The 14845-nt window shown below is 40.0% G+C and carries 21 protein-coding genes; all 21 read left to right on the forward strand.

Annotated elements, in window-relative coordinates:
• The coding region (locus OH461_RS14130; protein WP_270021220.1) for a hypothetical protein at positions 1 to 837 on the forward strand (837 nt) is incomplete at its 5' end.
• A 144-nt stretch (positions 838 to 981) separates the two neighbouring features.
• Entirely contained in the window at positions 982 to 1317 is a 336-nt protein-coding gene (locus OH461_RS14140) for a hypothetical protein (protein ID WP_270021222.1), read from the forward strand.
• Positions 1318 to 1675: 358 nt separating this feature from the next.
• A complete protein-coding gene (locus OH461_RS14145; protein ID WP_270021223.1) occupies positions 1676 to 2209 on the forward strand; it encodes a shikimate kinase in 534 nt (177 codons plus the stop codon).
• Positions 2210 to 2345: 136 nt separating this feature from the next.
• Positions 2346 to 2864: a GNAT family N-acetyltransferase gene (locus tag OH461_RS14150; RefSeq protein ID WP_270021224.1), complete on the forward strand. Its 519-nt coding sequence runs from the start codon at positions 2346 to 2348 to the stop codon at positions 2862 to 2864.
• 1192 nt (positions 2865 to 4056) lie between these two features.
• The gene (locus tag OH461_RS14160; RefSeq protein WP_270021225.1) at positions 4057 to 4485 is read left to right on the forward strand and encodes a hypothetical protein; all 429 of its coding nucleotides are present in this window, start codon (positions 4057 to 4059) and stop codon (positions 4483 to 4485) included.
• Positions 4486 to 4599: 114 nt separating this feature from the next.
• On the forward strand, positions 4600 to 5142 hold the full coding sequence (locus tag OH461_RS14165; RefSeq protein ID WP_270021226.1) for a YniB family protein: 543 nt from the start codon (positions 4600 to 4602) through the stop codon (positions 5140 to 5142).
• An 831-nt stretch (positions 5143 to 5973) separates the two neighbouring features.
• Positions 5974 to 6231 (forward strand): antitoxin Xre/MbcA/ParS toxin-binding domain-containing protein, encoded by a 258-nt coding sequence (locus OH461_RS14170; RefSeq protein WP_270021227.1) that lies wholly within the window; start codon positions 5974 to 5976, stop codon positions 6229 to 6231.
• A gap of 152 nt (positions 6232 to 6383) precedes the next feature.
• Entirely contained in the window at positions 6384 to 6806 is a 423-nt protein-coding gene (locus OH461_RS14175; protein ID WP_270021228.1) for a hypothetical protein, read from the forward strand.
• Positions 6807 to 6965: 159 nt separating this feature from the next.
• Complete coding sequence (locus tag OH461_RS14180) at positions 6966 to 7370, forward strand: hydrolase (protein WP_224721380.1); 405 nt, start codon at positions 6966 to 6968, stop codon at positions 7368 to 7370.
• 159 nt (positions 7371 to 7529) lie between these two features.
• Positions 7530 to 7976: a GNAT family N-acetyltransferase gene (locus tag OH461_RS14190; RefSeq protein ID WP_270021229.1), complete on the forward strand. Its 447-nt coding sequence runs from the start codon at positions 7530 to 7532 to the stop codon at positions 7974 to 7976.
• A 196-nt stretch (positions 7977 to 8172) separates the two neighbouring features.
• Positions 8173 to 8460: a hypothetical protein gene (locus OH461_RS14195; RefSeq protein ID WP_270021352.1), complete on the forward strand. Its 288-nt coding sequence runs from the start codon at positions 8173 to 8175 to the stop codon at positions 8458 to 8460.
• A 183-nt stretch (positions 8461 to 8643) separates the two neighbouring features.
• A complete protein-coding gene (locus OH461_RS14200; protein WP_270021230.1) occupies positions 8644 to 8919 on the forward strand; it encodes a hypothetical protein in 276 nt (91 codons plus the stop codon).
• 166 nt (positions 8920 to 9085) lie between these two features.
• Positions 9086 to 9586, forward strand: a complete 501-nt coding sequence (locus OH461_RS14205) for an opioid growth factor receptor-related protein (protein ID WP_270021231.1) — start codon at positions 9086 to 9088, stop codon at positions 9584 to 9586.
• 167 nt (positions 9587 to 9753) lie between these two features.
• On the forward strand, positions 9754 to 10071 hold the full coding sequence (locus OH461_RS14210) for a hypothetical protein (protein WP_270021232.1): 318 nt from the start codon (positions 9754 to 9756) through the stop codon (positions 10069 to 10071).
• 144 nt (positions 10072 to 10215) lie between these two features.
• Positions 10216 to 11193 carry a hypothetical protein gene (locus tag OH461_RS14215; RefSeq protein WP_270021233.1) on the forward strand — a complete coding sequence of 326 codons (978 nt, stop codon included), beginning with the start codon at positions 10216 to 10218 and terminating at the stop codon, positions 11191 to 11193.
• Between the two features lie 143 nt (positions 11194 to 11336).
• Positions 11337 to 11717 carry a GFA family protein gene (locus tag OH461_RS14225; protein ID WP_270021234.1) on the forward strand — a complete coding sequence of 127 codons (381 nt, stop codon included), beginning with the start codon at positions 11337 to 11339 and terminating at the stop codon, positions 11715 to 11717.
• A gap of 154 nt (positions 11718 to 11871) precedes the next feature.
• Positions 11872 to 12219, forward strand: a complete 348-nt coding sequence (locus tag OH461_RS14230) for an SH3 domain-containing protein (protein ID WP_270021235.1) — start codon at positions 11872 to 11874, stop codon at positions 12217 to 12219.
• Between the two features lie 166 nt (positions 12220 to 12385).
• On the forward strand, positions 12386 to 13081 hold the full coding sequence (locus tag OH461_RS14235; RefSeq protein WP_270021236.1) for a hypothetical protein: 696 nt from the start codon (positions 12386 to 12388) through the stop codon (positions 13079 to 13081).
• Between the two features lie 331 nt (positions 13082 to 13412).
• Complete coding sequence (locus OH461_RS14240; protein WP_270021237.1) at positions 13413 to 13625, forward strand: hypothetical protein; 213 nt, start codon at positions 13413 to 13415, stop codon at positions 13623 to 13625.
• 30 nt (positions 13626 to 13655) lie between these two features.
• A complete protein-coding gene (locus tag OH461_RS14245) occupies positions 13656 to 14102 on the forward strand; it encodes a hypothetical protein (protein WP_270021238.1) in 447 nt (148 codons plus the stop codon).
• A 153-nt stretch (positions 14103 to 14255) separates the two neighbouring features.
• A complete protein-coding gene (locus OH461_RS14250) occupies positions 14256 to 14705 on the forward strand; it encodes a C-GCAxxG-C-C family protein (protein ID WP_270021239.1) in 450 nt (149 codons plus the stop codon).
• The last annotated feature ends 140 nt before the right edge of the window (positions 14706 to 14845 follow it).

The following is a 14845-nucleotide window of genomic DNA, read 5'->3' on the forward strand; positions in this document are numbered from 1 at the left end:
TGTTTACAGGAGGTTACATTGGGAAATACGGAACCCTCAGAGCTAGAGGCTAAAAAAAAGAAATATGATGAAGAGTTCAAACTAGGTTTATTTGGGACTTTAGGGTTTCTGCTTACGGTTGTTATCCCTTTGGCTTTAATCGATGAGGACTGGTTTAAACCGTATATTCATTTAAGTTTTTTTAGTGGTATTGCCTGGCTATTGGTTTACATTGCAGCTTTTTTTGAAAGAAATTCGTATATCTCTGAGCTGTGGAAGTACAATTCAGTGAAGTTTGCGATCTCTTTAGCTTTTTCATTGCTTGTTTATTCATCAAACTACACGGCTTCGGCAACAATAAATGCAGTTTTTGGTGTTGATGCGTCTGCTTTTCCTTATACTCAAATTGCACTTACATTTTTAAATACTGTTTTGACTCTCGAGGTTGTACTTAGAGTTGTGTTTTTAGTTTCGTTTGTGATGCTATCTCTTAGTGCGTGGGCGTATCGAGGAGAGAACAAGTATGGTTGGTTGGCTTTTCTCCTGGGGGTGGGGTATTTAGCCTCTGCTCTCACTGGGTGGGTGTTTACTAATAGGTACTTTGATAGTGAGCAGCATATGAAGCTTAAGGCTTATGCTGTCGCACATAAAGTTGACTTTAGTACGAAACACTTTTGTTCCAATTTAGGTGAAAATAAGTCAGTAATTTTCCTTGGTCCTCAAATGACTACTGTGCTTGTCGACAACGCTATCCAGCTAAATCCTAGTATCTATGAAACTCTTAAATTAAAACAAGAACCTCAAAGCATCATTACTGTTCCAAGCTCATTTAGTATAGTGCGGTGTATCGTAGAATAAAACATAACAAACTGTTTAAGAGTGATTCGCAACGCGAGGCATTTTCACTATGCGTTGCGTTTAGTGTTTAAGGTGACATGCGGTGACTTCGGTATTGCGTTGCTCACACCTTAACAGGGCGTTAAGCATATTAATTGAGTGTATATGATTGAAATTAAATACAAATATTCTGAGTTTCCTTTGAATGAAGATTATCTAAAGGAAGCTCTTTCAGTTTCTACTGTCAGGTTAGTTATCTTAGGACGAGATCCATACCCAAATGGAGCTGAAAATATTCCTTTTGTTAAGGCCTCTTGGGACGACCTTAAAAAAGGAAGTGCAGGTTATAGTATATTTTCGTCACTATTCGGCTGTATCCCTAAAAGCGATTATGCGACTCCAAGTGATTGCGCCTTCGCATTGTTAAAATTTGGTATTGTCTTGCTCAATGCGTCATATCATTACTTAGAAATGAGAAGATTTCACAAAAGAAGCATTTAGGGTGCATAAATAAAGCTTTTGGTGTCAACTTTCCTATTCTGGATCGTTCTGAGTTGATTTTAGCCTGTGGTGATGCTCATCATATGTTAGATATGGTTGCGATTTTTGATCATGTGGTTGTAAAGGCACCTCATCCAACTACTCAAAGTAGAAATTCACCGACTACTAATAAAGAGTTATGGGATTCTTATTGGCGCCCCCATATGCTTAACAAACAATTTAAGAGTGATTCCTAACGCTTGGGACTTTTGGTTCTAATTTGAGTACAGTGTTTACGGTGGCATGGTTGAGTTTCGTGGTAGCGTTACTCACACCTTAATTGGGCGTTATGTGCTAGGGCTGAAAATCAGGTCAGACGATGAAAAGAATCAATGTAATAGGCACTAGTGGCAGTGGAAAAAGTACTTTCAGTCGTATGCTCGCGAGTGAGCTAAAGTATCCTTATGTTGAAATGGATGCCATATTCTGGAAGCCCAACTGGCAAGAATCTTCAGATGAAGAGTTCTTTGCAAATTTAGCTGACAGATTGAACGCAGAACACTGGGTTCTTGATGGTAACTACAATCGAACTGCTGAAATTAAATGGCGCAGAGTCGATACCATCATTTGGGTTGATTATTCCTTCGTAAGAACACTGTTTCAAGCTCTGAAACGGGCTTTAGTTCGCACAGTCACCAAGCAGGAACTATGGGATAAAACAGGTAATGTTGAGTCGTTCAGGAAGTCTTTTCTTAGTAAAAATTCTATCATCCTTTGGACGTTAAAAACTTACAGTAAAAAACGGTCTCGTTACACAGAATTGCTAAACGATCCGAAGTATAGTCATATCAAATTCGTAAGAATAACAAGCCCTAAAAAGGCAAAGGCGTTCATGGGCGAGTTACGCACATAACAAAGCATTCAAGAGGGATTCAGCAACGCTCGGCATTTTTGGTTTGGTTGAGTTTTGGTGTTTACGGTAGTCAAATTAGGTTTAGTGGTAGCGTTGCTTCACCCCTTAATGCGGCGTTATAAGCTAGGGCGTAGAAATGAGATTAGAGCCATTTTCAGAACAGTATTATGATTTGCTTATTGGCTGGGTTCAAAGCCAAGAGCAGAAGTACCTGTGGAGTGGTCCAACTTACTCATTCCCACTTGATCGTACTCAGATTAAAGCTCATTGTTCAAAGTCGGAAGTAAATCCCTTTATTGTGTTCAACAACTCACAGCCAATAGGTTTCGTTGAACTATTCCAAATTACAAATAGTCACTACCGAATCTGTAGGGTACTAATTGCAGAGCAATATCGTGGACAAGGATTTAGTCAACTCATGCTGAACCTTGTCATTGATAAAGCCGTTGTTGAATTTGGGGCTTGGAAACTAAGTCTTGGTGTCTTTGAGCGAAATCGAGTTGCTCAAAACTGTTACCAAAAATTAGGTTTTAAAGTTAAGTCAGTGGATCGTGAGTCACGTGTCATAAATGGTGAAGTTTGGGCATTGGCGACAATGGAAAAATCGCTTATAACAAAGCGTTTAAGACAGATTCCCAACGCTTGGCGATTTTAGTGCTAATTTGGGTTTTGTGTTTACGGTAGTATGGTCAAGTTTTGTGGTAGCGTTGCTCACTACTTAACGCGGCGTTAGAAACGGGTTGAAAATCACAGGCTAAAATTTCAGAGTTAATCTTGTTCTTGGCTTTGCTTTTCACCTGAGTCAGCGTGCCTTTCACGTTCTTTCCGGTGGCACTATGTGCGGAGAGGGTGCTTCAAATTAACCGGTTACTGTTTCTAACACTGTAGCTATTTCTTTCGCGCGGTTTCTTTGGCTGCGAAAGTTTATCGTCTTAAACCTTGCTCTTTGACGTGGTTGTTTGGGTTCTACGCTCGAATCCTTTGCTAATTTGAAAATGGTGGTAGGGCAGTATTTTGGAGTACTTTTCTTCTACGCCAGCTTAGGGTTTGAGGGTGAGTTTTGCTTTGGCAGTTGTCCCTCTTATTTTCGTGTTTGCAGCCTTTTGTTTTGCCTTTTTCTTCAATATCTTGGTGCATCTAAGGAGCTATTGAGCATCGTTCTAACAAACTGTTCAAGAGGGATTCCCAACGCTTGGCATTTTTGGTTCTACTTCAACGTAAGTGTTTATGGCACAATGCTTTAGGTTTTGGTGGTAGCGTTGCTCACCCCTTAACAGGGCGTTAGTACGGGTTTGACATCAAAGGTCATAAGTTTTGGTGTTTATCTGTTTTGGCGCTCGTCTTTACACCTTTCGGTTTGTACCTTTCACGTTCTTTCCGGTGGCACTATATGCGGAGTGTTCGCTTTGATTTCACCGTTTACGGTTTCTAACTCTTAGCCTATTTTTTTATTGCTTGTTCTTTTTCGTGGTTTTTACTAAGTCAAAATTGTCTTTCTTTGGTGTTGCTGTCGAAGTGCGAGGAACGAATCCTTTTCTAATTTGAAGCAAGTGAAAGTAGGGCAGCTCAGTGTGTTTTTCTTCTAGCTCACTTTTGTCTCTCAATGGCGGTAAAGTTTTGTAGCTGCCCGTCTCACTTCAGTGTTCAAAGCCTTTCATATCATGCCAGTTTTCAATATCTTGGAGCGCACAAATAGAAGTAGCGCATGTACTAACAAATTGCTTAAGAGTGATTCGTAACGCGTGGCATTTTTACTTTGCGGTGGCTTATGTGATTAAGGTGCTGTGCGGTAGCTTTTGTATTGCGTTACTCACACCTTAGCAAGGCGTTAAACGGGATGTGAAAATTTGAAATTTGATACGAAAAAGTTTTTATCTGAGATTGAAGCAGAATTGAGTTACGCTGAGAAACATATACCCTTTCTTGACGGTTGGCGAAATGACTTCCCTGATCATGGTGGCGTGTATGTGATATGGGAAGGCTCAACTCCTGTTTATGTCGGCGAAACATCGGGTATTCGTAGCCGTATGGCGGATCTAATGAGGCCGTATAATCATGCTTTTACAAAAAAAATAAAGAGTAAGTACGGATTCAAGGAATTAGGAACTTTACGTAAGTACATTACAGAAAACTATAAAATGTCTTACATTCCTGTTGAATTGGGGCGTGCAGAAATTGAAGAATATTTGATTTTAAAGTGGCGAAAAACATTGATAAATAAGATTGCTACCCGATTGTTGGAGGGACAACAGTATTCGTGGGTAGAACCCGTTTAACAAAGTAATCAAGGTGATGCCTTTTACTCGGCGGTTTTGGTACGAAGTTCAGTGCGCTTGGTGAGTTCATCGTGGCACACGTTATTGCAGGCGTTAGCAATATAAGGAAGTATTTTGAATTTTTACGAAGCAAAACGGAAATCTATATTGTATAGAATTGTTGGGTTCACAATTGTTGTTCCTTGCGTGGTCTCTACGGTTATTTCATTTCTAAAAATGATTTATTTCCGGTTAGATGATGGGTCTCGACTTGGTTCGGCATTTGCTGCTCCATTCAAAAATTTAGTAGCATTTATTTATCAGAACACAGAATTTCTAATGATTTTTTGGGAAAAATCACCAACCCCAAATCACATGCACTTAGCAGAACCGGACAACATACCTTTCATCATAATATACCTAACGATATTTGTGGGGCTCACATTTTGGGGTTTAGGTAAGCAATTGTCTGTTCGTTTACGAAAAATTAGGAAGAAAATTGAAGACCAGATTATCGAAGAATCGGTAAAAGGCAGTGTTGCTAGAACACATTCCGAGATTGCTGAAACAGTTTATATTCCAAATAGTGGGATGTTCTCAAATATCCATAAATTGTATGTAGCGCCCATTATAGTGGCAGTATTAGGTGCTATTTTAGTTAAGGTGCTAGGTTTTTGAACATATTGCTAACAAAGCATTTAAGAGTGATTCGCAACGCTTGGCGTTTTCGCTTCGCTCAAGTATAGCCAAGTGCTGCTCACACCATAATGCGGCGTTAGGTCTTCGGAGGACGTGTGGACATATTCCTATTGATAAAGATTATTGGCGGAGTATCTAGCTTCGCGGCGATTAGCAAAATACTATACGATGTAGTTAGCGGTAAGCGAGCAAAGCTCAGAGAGGAATATCGTTTCGCAAAAGAGTTTTTGTCTGACTCTAAAAAAATTTACATCCCTATGCTAAAGAAAAAGGTTATCAAGCGCTTGCAGGCACGAACAATGTACCAGCATCCGAAATAGAGTACATATTATCATTGGTGAACCCAGCTCAGTGTTTAAGAGATTACGTTTTATCTCGTGATTACTTAGAGCAAGTAGAATCACTGGGTAACAACCATCTAAGATTTAAAAGAAAATACCAGTCTGAAAATAAACGGCGGGTATTAATTGCATGTTATTTATTGCTATATATGACATGTTTTATGGTGATGACATGTCCAATTTATCTTAAGAGTTGGCTTGAATTATCAAACTCAGAAGCGCTAATGTTATTGGCTATAACGCTTACAGCTATGCCTTATCCTACATGGTGGAGTTTAAAAGAAGGTATCAAAATCGGAAGAGCTCAGGTTCTAGTGCAAAACCAACGCTTGCACTCTTGGGAGTTAGTTACACAGACCTAACAAAGCATTTAAGAGTGATTCGCAACGCTTGGCGTTTTCGCTTCGCTCAAGTATAGCCAAGCGTCGCTCACACCTTAATGCGGCGTTAGCTGCCATAAGGAGTCATAGTGAATTTTGAAGGTTGGAATAAATATGTATCTTGCTTGGAAGACAACTTTGAAAGTTGCACATTCAAAGATGAGCTTTTAGGTAAATGCGGTGGAAATAGGGATATTGCCATAACCATTTACTATCATTCACAAGACAACTCATTAAAATGGATGGATAGCCCGATACCAGCTTTGGAAAATAAAATTCCTAGTAAGGAAATATCAGCAGGTAGAGCAGACACTGTTAGGCAGGTTATTTGGCGTATTCCTTGTTAAAGGCAGCTAACAATGCATTTAAGAGTGATTCCCAACGCTTGGCATTTTTCATTCCATCGCTGGGTTTTGTGTTTACGGTGGTATGGTTAAGTTTCGTGGTAGCGTTGCTCACACCTTAATGCGGCGTTATGTGAATATGGAGTTTTACGAGTATGTATCAAGCAAACGTAACAATACCAACGGATAATTTGTATAAATTTCTTACGATAGCTGGGTTGTTGTTAATGCTGGGAGGGGGCTACTTGTTTAACTTATCTAATGAAAGGTTTAATGATGAGTTTATTGAGTTAGTTTTGAGATCCTCAGAGTTAAACAGCATTGCTAATCCTACCGAAACAGAAAAACTAGAAGTAATAGCTATTGAAAAGCTCATCAGCATCAAACCGTCGGATAAAAAGTTGGAGCAAGGGGTGTCTGTTGGAATGTTGGTGTTCGGCTTTGTAGCAATGTTAATTGGCTTTATTCGGTGGTTTGTTTTTACTCAGCCTAATCTAGACCGGTTTTTAGAGCTTCAAGTTCAAAAACTCGAACTAGAGAACGAAAGTCTAAAAAGTAAAAATAGCAATATTGGATAAGCGCAGAAATTCACATAACAAAGCATTTAAGACGGATTCTCAACGCTTGGCAATTTCAGTTTAGGTCGGCTTCAGTGTTTTGTGTGGCAAGGTTTAGGCTTGGGTGGTCGCGTTGTTCACCACTTAATGCGGCGTTATGTGCTTTGGGAGAAAATGGACATGGATATTCCCGATAGATTCAAAAATGTAAGATACGTTTCATCCCGCATTCCAGGTTGCAAAGATGATTCCGACTTAACGCTTGGAGCTAACTGTCAGGTCTTTGCGTATAATCTGCTCAGAGACTTCGGTCTAAATCCACCTAACTACCGTTCTAGTGAACTGTGGAATGACTCAGAGTTGAGTGAGGTGGTCACTGAGTTTAAGCCGCTAGATATCATGTTGTACAACGACTCTGCTGACTCATACGGAGCACACGTTGGAGTGTACGCCGGTAATGGACTCGTCTACCATCTGTCTTTGTCCAATGGCTTACCCAAGTTTGAGCGCCATTTAGACTTACTTCAACAAAGTAAGTATCGGTTTTTTATTGGTGCCAAGCGTATAAAGCAGTTTGGTGCATAAAGTAAGCACGCACATAACAAACTGTTCAAGAGGGATTCGCAACGCGTGGCATTTTTACTATGTGTTGATTTTAGTGTTTAAGGTGGTTTGCGGCGGCTTCGGTATTGCGTTGCTCACCCCTTAACAGGGCGTTATACGCTTTCTTGGAAAATATCCAATATGAACAAAATAGTATTCAGAAATTGTAGTGAAAATGGTCGGTATTGGATTGCTTTAGAAAAGCTATTTCAAAGTGAATGGTCAGATTTTTTGTTCTCTGACACATACAAACCCGACTCTAAGCTTCCGCAGGTACTTGCTGCTCTCAGAGGGAATGTGGTTATCGGTGGCTTGGCTTTTTCTCACTTTCAAGAACCACATGGTGATTCTGAAGTTGTTTGGATTAATGCGGTTTATGTTTCTCCAGAATATCGTGGTCAAGGTATAGCAAGTGAACTAATAAATCGTGGTGTGAATCAAGCATCAGAAATCGGTCAAGCTCACCTGTATGCTTATACGAATGTTCCTTTGTTGTATCAATCTTTGGGTTGGTCTGTTGTTGATATCGAAAGTGAGCCAAATCATAGCGTGATGAAAGTTCGACTTAAAAACCCACCACGCGTATAACAAGGCGTTCAAGGCAGATTCGTAACGCAGGGCATTTTTGGTTTGGTTGAGTTTTGGTGTTTACGGTGGCAAGGTTAAGCTCAGTGGTCAGCGTTACTCACTACTTAACGCGGCGTTATTTGGCAATCAAGAATAGGTGAGTAAGGTGCGTAAATTATTATTGTTTATATTTATAGCAAATTCGTTTTTTTTCGCGGTGGTCTATACGTTTGAATTAGTTACTAATTCGTTGAGTGTTCAGTATGTTAGTGACTATTTCTTCTACTCAATGCTACTTCAACTTGGGCTAGGAACATTGTTTTCGTTTTCTGGTCACAAAGTAGGGTATTGTGACCCAAGCAATGTAGCTGGGGTGGCAGCAAGTAGTTTAATTGATAATGAAACACCGAAAAGCACAGTGGTAACGAAATTAGAATCTACAGGTTTGGGTGGTAAGTTTCTACTTTCGGCTGCTTTGCCTTTATCAGTTTGCTTAGTCTTATAAACTGAACCAGCCACATAACAAACAATTTAAGAGGGATTCCCCACGCTTGGCATTATTGGTTCGGGTCAGGTTTAGTGTTTACGGCGTCCAATTTTTGTATCGTGGTCGCGTGGCTCACCCCTTAATTGGGCGTTATAACACAACGATAAATTTTGTACTGAGTTGGTATTAAAAGGATAAAAAATGAATAAAAACCTAATAAAAATTGTAGTCAAGGATGGTGGCGTACAAGATCAGTCCGGGGGTTGGTATGGTGCAACTATTGGACTTTCATATAATTCAAAAGGTGAAACGTATCTCAATAAAGAACAGATACAACACTTTAATATCGATGAAGAAAAGCAAGCGATTGAAATCTTTTTTCCAATGGTTAGTGAGAACTTGGCGTTTCGTGTCTATCTTGTATTCCCGAACCGTGGTGGAGAGTTTCAAAGAGTTAAACGCGAACTGTTGGCATAGTGTTATAACAAAGCGTTTAAGACAGATTCCCAACGCTTGGCATTTTTCATTCCATTGTTGGGTTTTGTGTTTACGGCGCAATGGTTTAGGTTAGGTGCTGGCGTTGCTCACTACTTAACGCGGCGTTAGTGCGCAAAGATAAAAATTACAATTAGCAGGATTTAAAATGAGTGAAATTGCTCGTTTCATATCTGGTGAAGCTCCAGATAAATTTGGTCGCAATGTAGAGCAGTTGTTAGCTTACAACCACTTCTGGCTAGAGCATGATCATAAGTACATTCAAGTTCTTTTCCCGATAGATGAGGGTACTAAGTTCAATCAACATGCTCCTTTGGTAACTCAAGCGGATCGAGAGGCTTTTGCTAATTCAGAAGAATTGCGTGTAGCTCACTTAAAAGCTCTCGACCTTTTACTTGAGTTTTGGGGATTGCATCGAGACGGGTGTGAAATTTCTTCATTACTAGAACTAAGTCCTGCTAATCACGTCTGGCTTAAAAGTCATGACCACAATCAACTCCGCCTGACCCGAGCAATTCGTAGTTTGTATTTACTCGGTAATGAGCAGATAGCAGCTAAGTTGTGTGACTTTCTAGTGGCTGCAGCCAGAGAAACCGGCATGGTTTCAGACAAAACGGTCGAGTATTGGCGTAACGCGCTTAAAGGTTAGGGGATCGCTGAAAAAGCGCACTAACAAACTGTTCAAGAGTGATTCGCAACGCGTGGCATTTTTACCATGCGTTGGTTTAAGTGATTAAGGTGGTGTGCAGTGGCTTCAGTATTGCGTTGCTCACACCTTAACAGGGCGTTATGTGTCAAAAGAAAACAGGTAACAGAATGGAAGATAATTCGGGTTTAGCAATTCGTATATTGTCGGAGAACAAAAAAGTATGCTATGGCATATTCGGTTATATAGATGGTGAAAAATATTTCCCTCCGTTAGAGTTTTTTAATGACTTTTTAAGAGGTGGAAGTGACCCATGTGACCAAGATGGGTTGATGGGGGGATGGACTCCTTTCACATTATCAGAAAAGGAATATCGAATAGTGCTAGCTTGGTGGGGGCAAGAAAATCCAGATTTTGTTGTTGACCACTTAGATGCGTCAGATTGGAGCGACTGGTGTCTGACTCTGATGGAGATGGAAGACACATAACAAAGCGTTTAAGACAGATTCGCAACGCTTGGCGACTTTGGTTTTAATTGGCTTTTGTGTTTATGGTGCAATGGCTTAGGTTATGTGGTTAGCGTTGCTCACTACTTAACGCGGCGTTAAATGCACATTGGATTGGTAAGGCTTATGAGAGAAGTTCAAAGGATAAAGTTGATTAAAGCTGGAATAGGAAAGGCTCAGAAGGCATCAAATCGCCGTGAATATTCCTGTATGGAAATTGGCTGTAAAGAAAAAGCAATAAAGTCCCATTCTCAACAAAAGAAGTGCCAACTTGACTCAATTGCTGAGGGTGGGTGGGTATATAGTGTAGAGAAGGGGCTTTATAATATTTTTTCTGGAAAGCCACGAGAGCTACTTGTTAAAAAAACCATAACTGAATCGTCTAGGTACAAAGGTTATTGTAACAGTCACGATACAGAGATTTTTTCTCCTATAGAAAATGAAAATCTCGATGTTACTGATGCTTATCACAATTACCTTTTGTTGCTTCGGAGTGTTAGTTATGAATCCGCAAACAAAAGGGACTCCTACCTTAGGCAAATCGATATCCTCAAGCAAATTGGGGAGCTGATGCATCCCCAAGGTCGAAGTGGTTATGAAGCTTCGACCGCAGGTATTAAGTTATTTTTAGATAAAGATTCGCCATTTTATTTCCAAAGACTAAAGGAAATAGATGAAGCAAACAGTTATAGTGATAGCGTTACTTTCCGTTCTTTCGAACTTCACGGGAATTTAGGTGTGTCGTGTACAACTTGCTTTTCTCCTCTACGTGAAAAGCATTCTGAATGGATGACTGAGCATTTTGAATCCCCTCAACCTTTTATTGCTCTCAGTATTGTGCCATCGCAAAATCGGACATTAGTTTCATTCTGCTGGTTTGCTGAGTTCGATGAGCTTTGCTCGGATTTTAAAAACTTAGTAAACGATGAGAAATTGATCTCTATTCTTAATATGTATGCATTTACCGAATCCGAAGACGTATGTATCAGCCCCTCTTTATGGGAAAAACTAAGCGTTGAAGATCGACAAAATATCTATAGGCATATGGGAAATAGTGATTCTTTGCCTAACGCAGAAGATGTGCCTTTAGTCATGCGCACATGATGCATTTAACAAATTGTTTAAGAGTGATTCGCAACACTTGGCATTTTTACTATGCGTTGTATTTAGTGTTTATGGTGGTATGCGGAAACTTCGGTATTGCGTTGCTCACACCTTAACAGGGCGTTATGTACTAAGGAGGCAGGATGCCAAAAACGTATTCCGGTTCATGTCACTGTGGTCTCATTAAATTCGAAGTTTTAGCTGATATTGACCATCTTCGAGAGTGTAATTGTTCCATCTGTATCCGTAGAGGTGCGCTAATTTTTAGAGTGCCAGAAGAGAATTTGACGGTTCTAACTCCTCTCGAAAATGCAGGTTTATACAAATGGGGCAGTGAGACAGCAGAAGACTACTTTTGTCCTAAATGCGGTATTCTGCCATTTCGTAAACCTAGCCAATTGACTAAAGCTGAAATCGAGGTAGGCAAAGTCCCATTTACTGGTTGGGCTGTAAATGCTCGTTGTCTTAGTGGGTTAAATATCAGTGAAATTCAGGTCGTAAAAATAGATGGGGCATCCCTTTGAGCACGTACATAACAAAGCGTTTAAGACGGATTCCCAACGCTTGGCATTTTCGGCTTACTTTGGGTTAAGTGTTTATGTCACAAAGGTTTAGGTAGAGTGGTTGGCGTTGCTCACCACTTAACGCGGCGTTATGTCAATGGAGTCAATATAACAAATGGAATACCAAGTCGTTAAAGAATATCAAGATGCTCCAGAGTCACCTATTCATGTAGTAAAAGGTGAACAATTGCAGTTTGTGGAAGAATCAAATCCGGAAGGTGATTGGCCAAATTGGGTCTTTTGTCGCGGAACAAGAAAAGAAGGTTGGGTTCCAAAGCAAGTTCTAACTATCGATAGTGAACAAGTGACAGTTCTCAAGGACTATGTTGCCAAAGAGCATACGCTTACAGTGGGCGAAACCTTAATTAGAGAGTACGATCTCAATGGTTGGATCTGGTGCTCAAAGTTAGGGGAAGGAGGTGAGTTGGCATGGGCTCCTTTAAATCACCTAACTAAAAAGTAAATTCACATAACAAACAATTTAAGAGTGATTCCCAACGCTTGGCATTTTTTATTCCATCGTTGGGTTTTGTGTTTAAGGTGGTATCGTTGGGTTTCGGGGTAGCGTTGCTCACACCTTAATTGGGCGTTATATTTACATTGAATCTCGAGCTAAAAGGTAGTGCTGAATGGCTTCAGAAGTTTATCCATTGACTAATAAGTTAGTATCAGAAACACAAAAAAAGTTAGCAGATATGGTTATTAGGTGGTCATTTATTTCTGTCGGCCCTCCGTTTGAAACCCAAAAATACGATGGCACGCCAATCAGATATCAAGGGATAAAATTCACTGGCTCTCCACGGCAGGCATTTTGGTGTGGTTACATTGAACCATATTTGGAGAACCATAGTTTAGAAATCCTTGAGCAAGTTGGTAAAACTGCATATAACTGCGGTGTTTCAATCGACACCGCTATCCAAGAATGTTTATCTGCTTTAAATGGTATGGTAGCAACGGTTTATCGTCATATGGCTGATGTTGATAGCCGACTTATGGGAAACGGCTTCAAACCAGCACCTAAATGCAGCGTTTTGGGCTATGTGGCAAATATGGAAAAAACCGTTAGTGGGCACGCAGTTATTGTTAAGAAGAAATATGAAAACATGAGTAAAAAAGAAGAAAATTCTAGTGTTACTAATAATTTCAATGCCCCTGTAGAAAATGTTCAAACAGGCAATGGCAGTTCCATTACAAACATAAAATCATCATCAAGGAAAAGTGTTGGGCAGTGGTTTATCGACCATATAGTTTCAATTATTTTTGCAGGTGTTGCATCTGGAGTGTTAGTCCTTTTACTAACAGGTTGGTTGGGGCTTGGTGGTTAGTAAATATAACAAGCAATTTAAGAGGGATTCACAACGCTTGGCACTTTTGCTTCTACTTCAAATTTAGTGTTTATGGCACAATGCGTTAGGTTTGGATGGAGGCGTTGTTCACCCCTTAATTGGGCGTTAGGTAAACGGTGATATCCATATGAGTTGTATTATGAAAACGTATTATAAAATTAAAGGTAGATGCTACCTTCGTCTCTATCGTAATCTATCTAGAAATCATCGTATAATTTCTACTGACAGTCAGATACTAAATTTTATAGTGAACTTAGTCACACCTAACTCAGTAAGGAAGAAGTTCACTTATATTCTATTCGTAGTATCAATGGCATGTATTAGTTTTACTGCTGATCCTAATTGGTTTCAAAGCTTGCTTGTCTCTGTAGCAGCGGCTTGTATATTTGACACGATAATTACTATTGTTCCTAAAGAGCAACAAAAGGTTAAAGCAGCAATCAAGGTTGCTGAGATTATCGGTGAAATATCGGAAGTTAAGAACTCCAACCTCAGTAATATTCAGTATCAGCCCAATTTTTAGTCTATGAACTATTCATCTTGGAAAGATGATATGGCGATGTGCAAGGAAAAGGCTGAAAAGATCAATAGACTACTAAGGTTAAATGGTGGGCAGCAGCATGTTGAGCACTTAAATCATTTAATTCCATGTAAGGGGGACAACTGGGAGTATATAAACTTAAGTTTCTCTCATTTTAGGAATAGCTTAAGGAAATTGAACCAACTTGCCAGTGATGATAATTTTCCTTTGCTGTTTGATGCGGTTCAGGCTATGCAGCATCAAATCGATAACCATGTCTTTATTCGTCGAACAGGGCAATTAGACGATCGTCTCGCTATTTCTCACTACATTCATATGGTCGAAGAGTTAGAGTTTTGGAATAAAGTAGAAACGGTTAGATACAACTTATTCGAATCAGGCTTTTATCGTACAAGACTCTTATTTACGGATGAGTTTATAATTAGGGCATTTTCCAAAAGGGCAGGTAGCTATATTTAGCATATTTACCTAACAAAGCGTTTAAGACAGATTCACAACGCATGGCACTTTTCATTCCATCGTTGAGTTCAGTGTCTACGGTGGTAAGGTTAGGTTCAGTGGTTGCGTTGCTCACTACTTAACGCGGCGTTAGGCATCAAGGAGGTTGCTGTCATGGAAGAAGCAATAAAATTTGGGAAGTTAGCGGAAGCTCATTTTGAAAATGGACTTTTGTGTGCTGAAAGTGTCGTTTCTGCTATCGCTGAATATCACCGGGTGGATGATCGGTTAGCCTCGAAAATGGCGACTGGATTTTGTAGTGGCATGGCTAGAACCTGCGGACCATGTGGTGCTTTATCAGGCGCTGTTATGGGCATTAGCTTAGTTCTAGGTCGTGAATCCCAAAGTGATACTGCCGTGAATACGTACGAAGCAACGCAGGAGTTAGTTGAAAAGTTTCTAAATGAATTTGGGGCTAAAGACTGTCATGATCTTTTGGGTTGTGACATTGGTACAGAAGAGGGTATGGCTCACTTTCGCTCTCATAATCTTCGGTCTAACTGTAGTAACTACACTCGAAAAGCCGCTGAAATAGCAGTGCAAATCTTGAGCAAAGATGCCTAACAAAGCGTTTAAGACGGATTCCCAACGCTTGGCATTTTCGGCTTACTTTGGGTTAAGTGTTTATGTCACAATGGTTTAGGTAGAGTGGTTGGCGTTGCTCACCACTTAACGCGGCGTTATGAGCTAATAGGGGAATCAGC

This window comes from Vibrio sp. LaRot3, assembly GCF_027587025.1.
In the GTDB taxonomy this organism is placed as follows: domain Bacteria; phylum Pseudomonadota; class Gammaproteobacteria; order Enterobacterales; family Vibrionaceae; genus Vibrio.

Coding starts and splice junctions, on each gene's coding strand:
- OH461_RS14140 (WP_270021222.1), top strand. CDS start 982: ATGATTGAAATTAAATACAAATATTCTGAGTTTCCTTTGAATGAAGAT.
- OH461_RS14180 (WP_224721380.1), top strand. CDS start 6,966: ATGGATATTCCCGATAGATTCAAAAATGTAAGATACGTTTCATCCCGC.
- OH461_RS14145 (WP_270021223.1), top strand. CDS start 1,676: ATGAAAAGAATCAATGTAATAGGCACTAGTGGCAGTGGAAAAAGTACT.
- OH461_RS14200 (WP_270021230.1), top strand. CDS start 8,644: ATGAATAAAAACCTAATAAAAATTGTAGTCAAGGATGGTGGCGTACAA.
- OH461_RS14235 (WP_270021236.1), top strand. CDS start 12,386: ATGGCTTCAGAAGTTTATCCATTGACTAATAAGTTAGTATCAGAAACA.
- OH461_RS14225 (WP_270021234.1), top strand. CDS start 11,337: ATGCCAAAAACGTATTCCGGTTCATGTCACTGTGGTCTCATTAAATTC.
- OH461_RS14150 (WP_270021224.1), top strand. CDS start 2,346: ATGAGATTAGAGCCATTTTCAGAACAGTATTATGATTTGCTTATTGGC.
- OH461_RS14240 (WP_270021237.1), top strand. CDS start 13,413: ATGGCATGTATTAGTTTTACTGCTGATCCTAATTGGTTTCAAAGCTTG.
- OH461_RS14215 (WP_270021233.1), top strand. CDS start 10,216: ATGAGAGAAGTTCAAAGGATAAAGTTGATTAAAGCTGGAATAGGAAAG.
- OH461_RS14245 (WP_270021238.1), top strand. CDS start 13,656: ATGGCGATGTGCAAGGAAAAGGCTGAAAAGATCAATAGACTACTAAGG.
- OH461_RS14190 (WP_270021229.1), top strand. CDS start 7,530: ATGAACAAAATAGTATTCAGAAATTGTAGTGAAAATGGTCGGTATTGG.
- OH461_RS14210 (WP_270021232.1), top strand. CDS start 9,754: ATGGAAGATAATTCGGGTTTAGCAATTCGTATATTGTCGGAGAACAAA.
- OH461_RS14230 (WP_270021235.1), top strand. CDS start 11,872: ATGGAATACCAAGTCGTTAAAGAATATCAAGATGCTCCAGAGTCACCT.
- OH461_RS14175 (WP_270021228.1), top strand. CDS start 6,384: ATGTATCAAGCAAACGTAACAATACCAACGGATAATTTGTATAAATTT.
- OH461_RS14250 (WP_270021239.1), top strand. CDS start 14,256: ATGGAAGAAGCAATAAAATTTGGGAAGTTAGCGGAAGCTCATTTTGAA.
- OH461_RS14205 (WP_270021231.1), top strand. CDS start 9,086: ATGAGTGAAATTGCTCGTTTCATATCTGGTGAAGCTCCAGATAAATTT.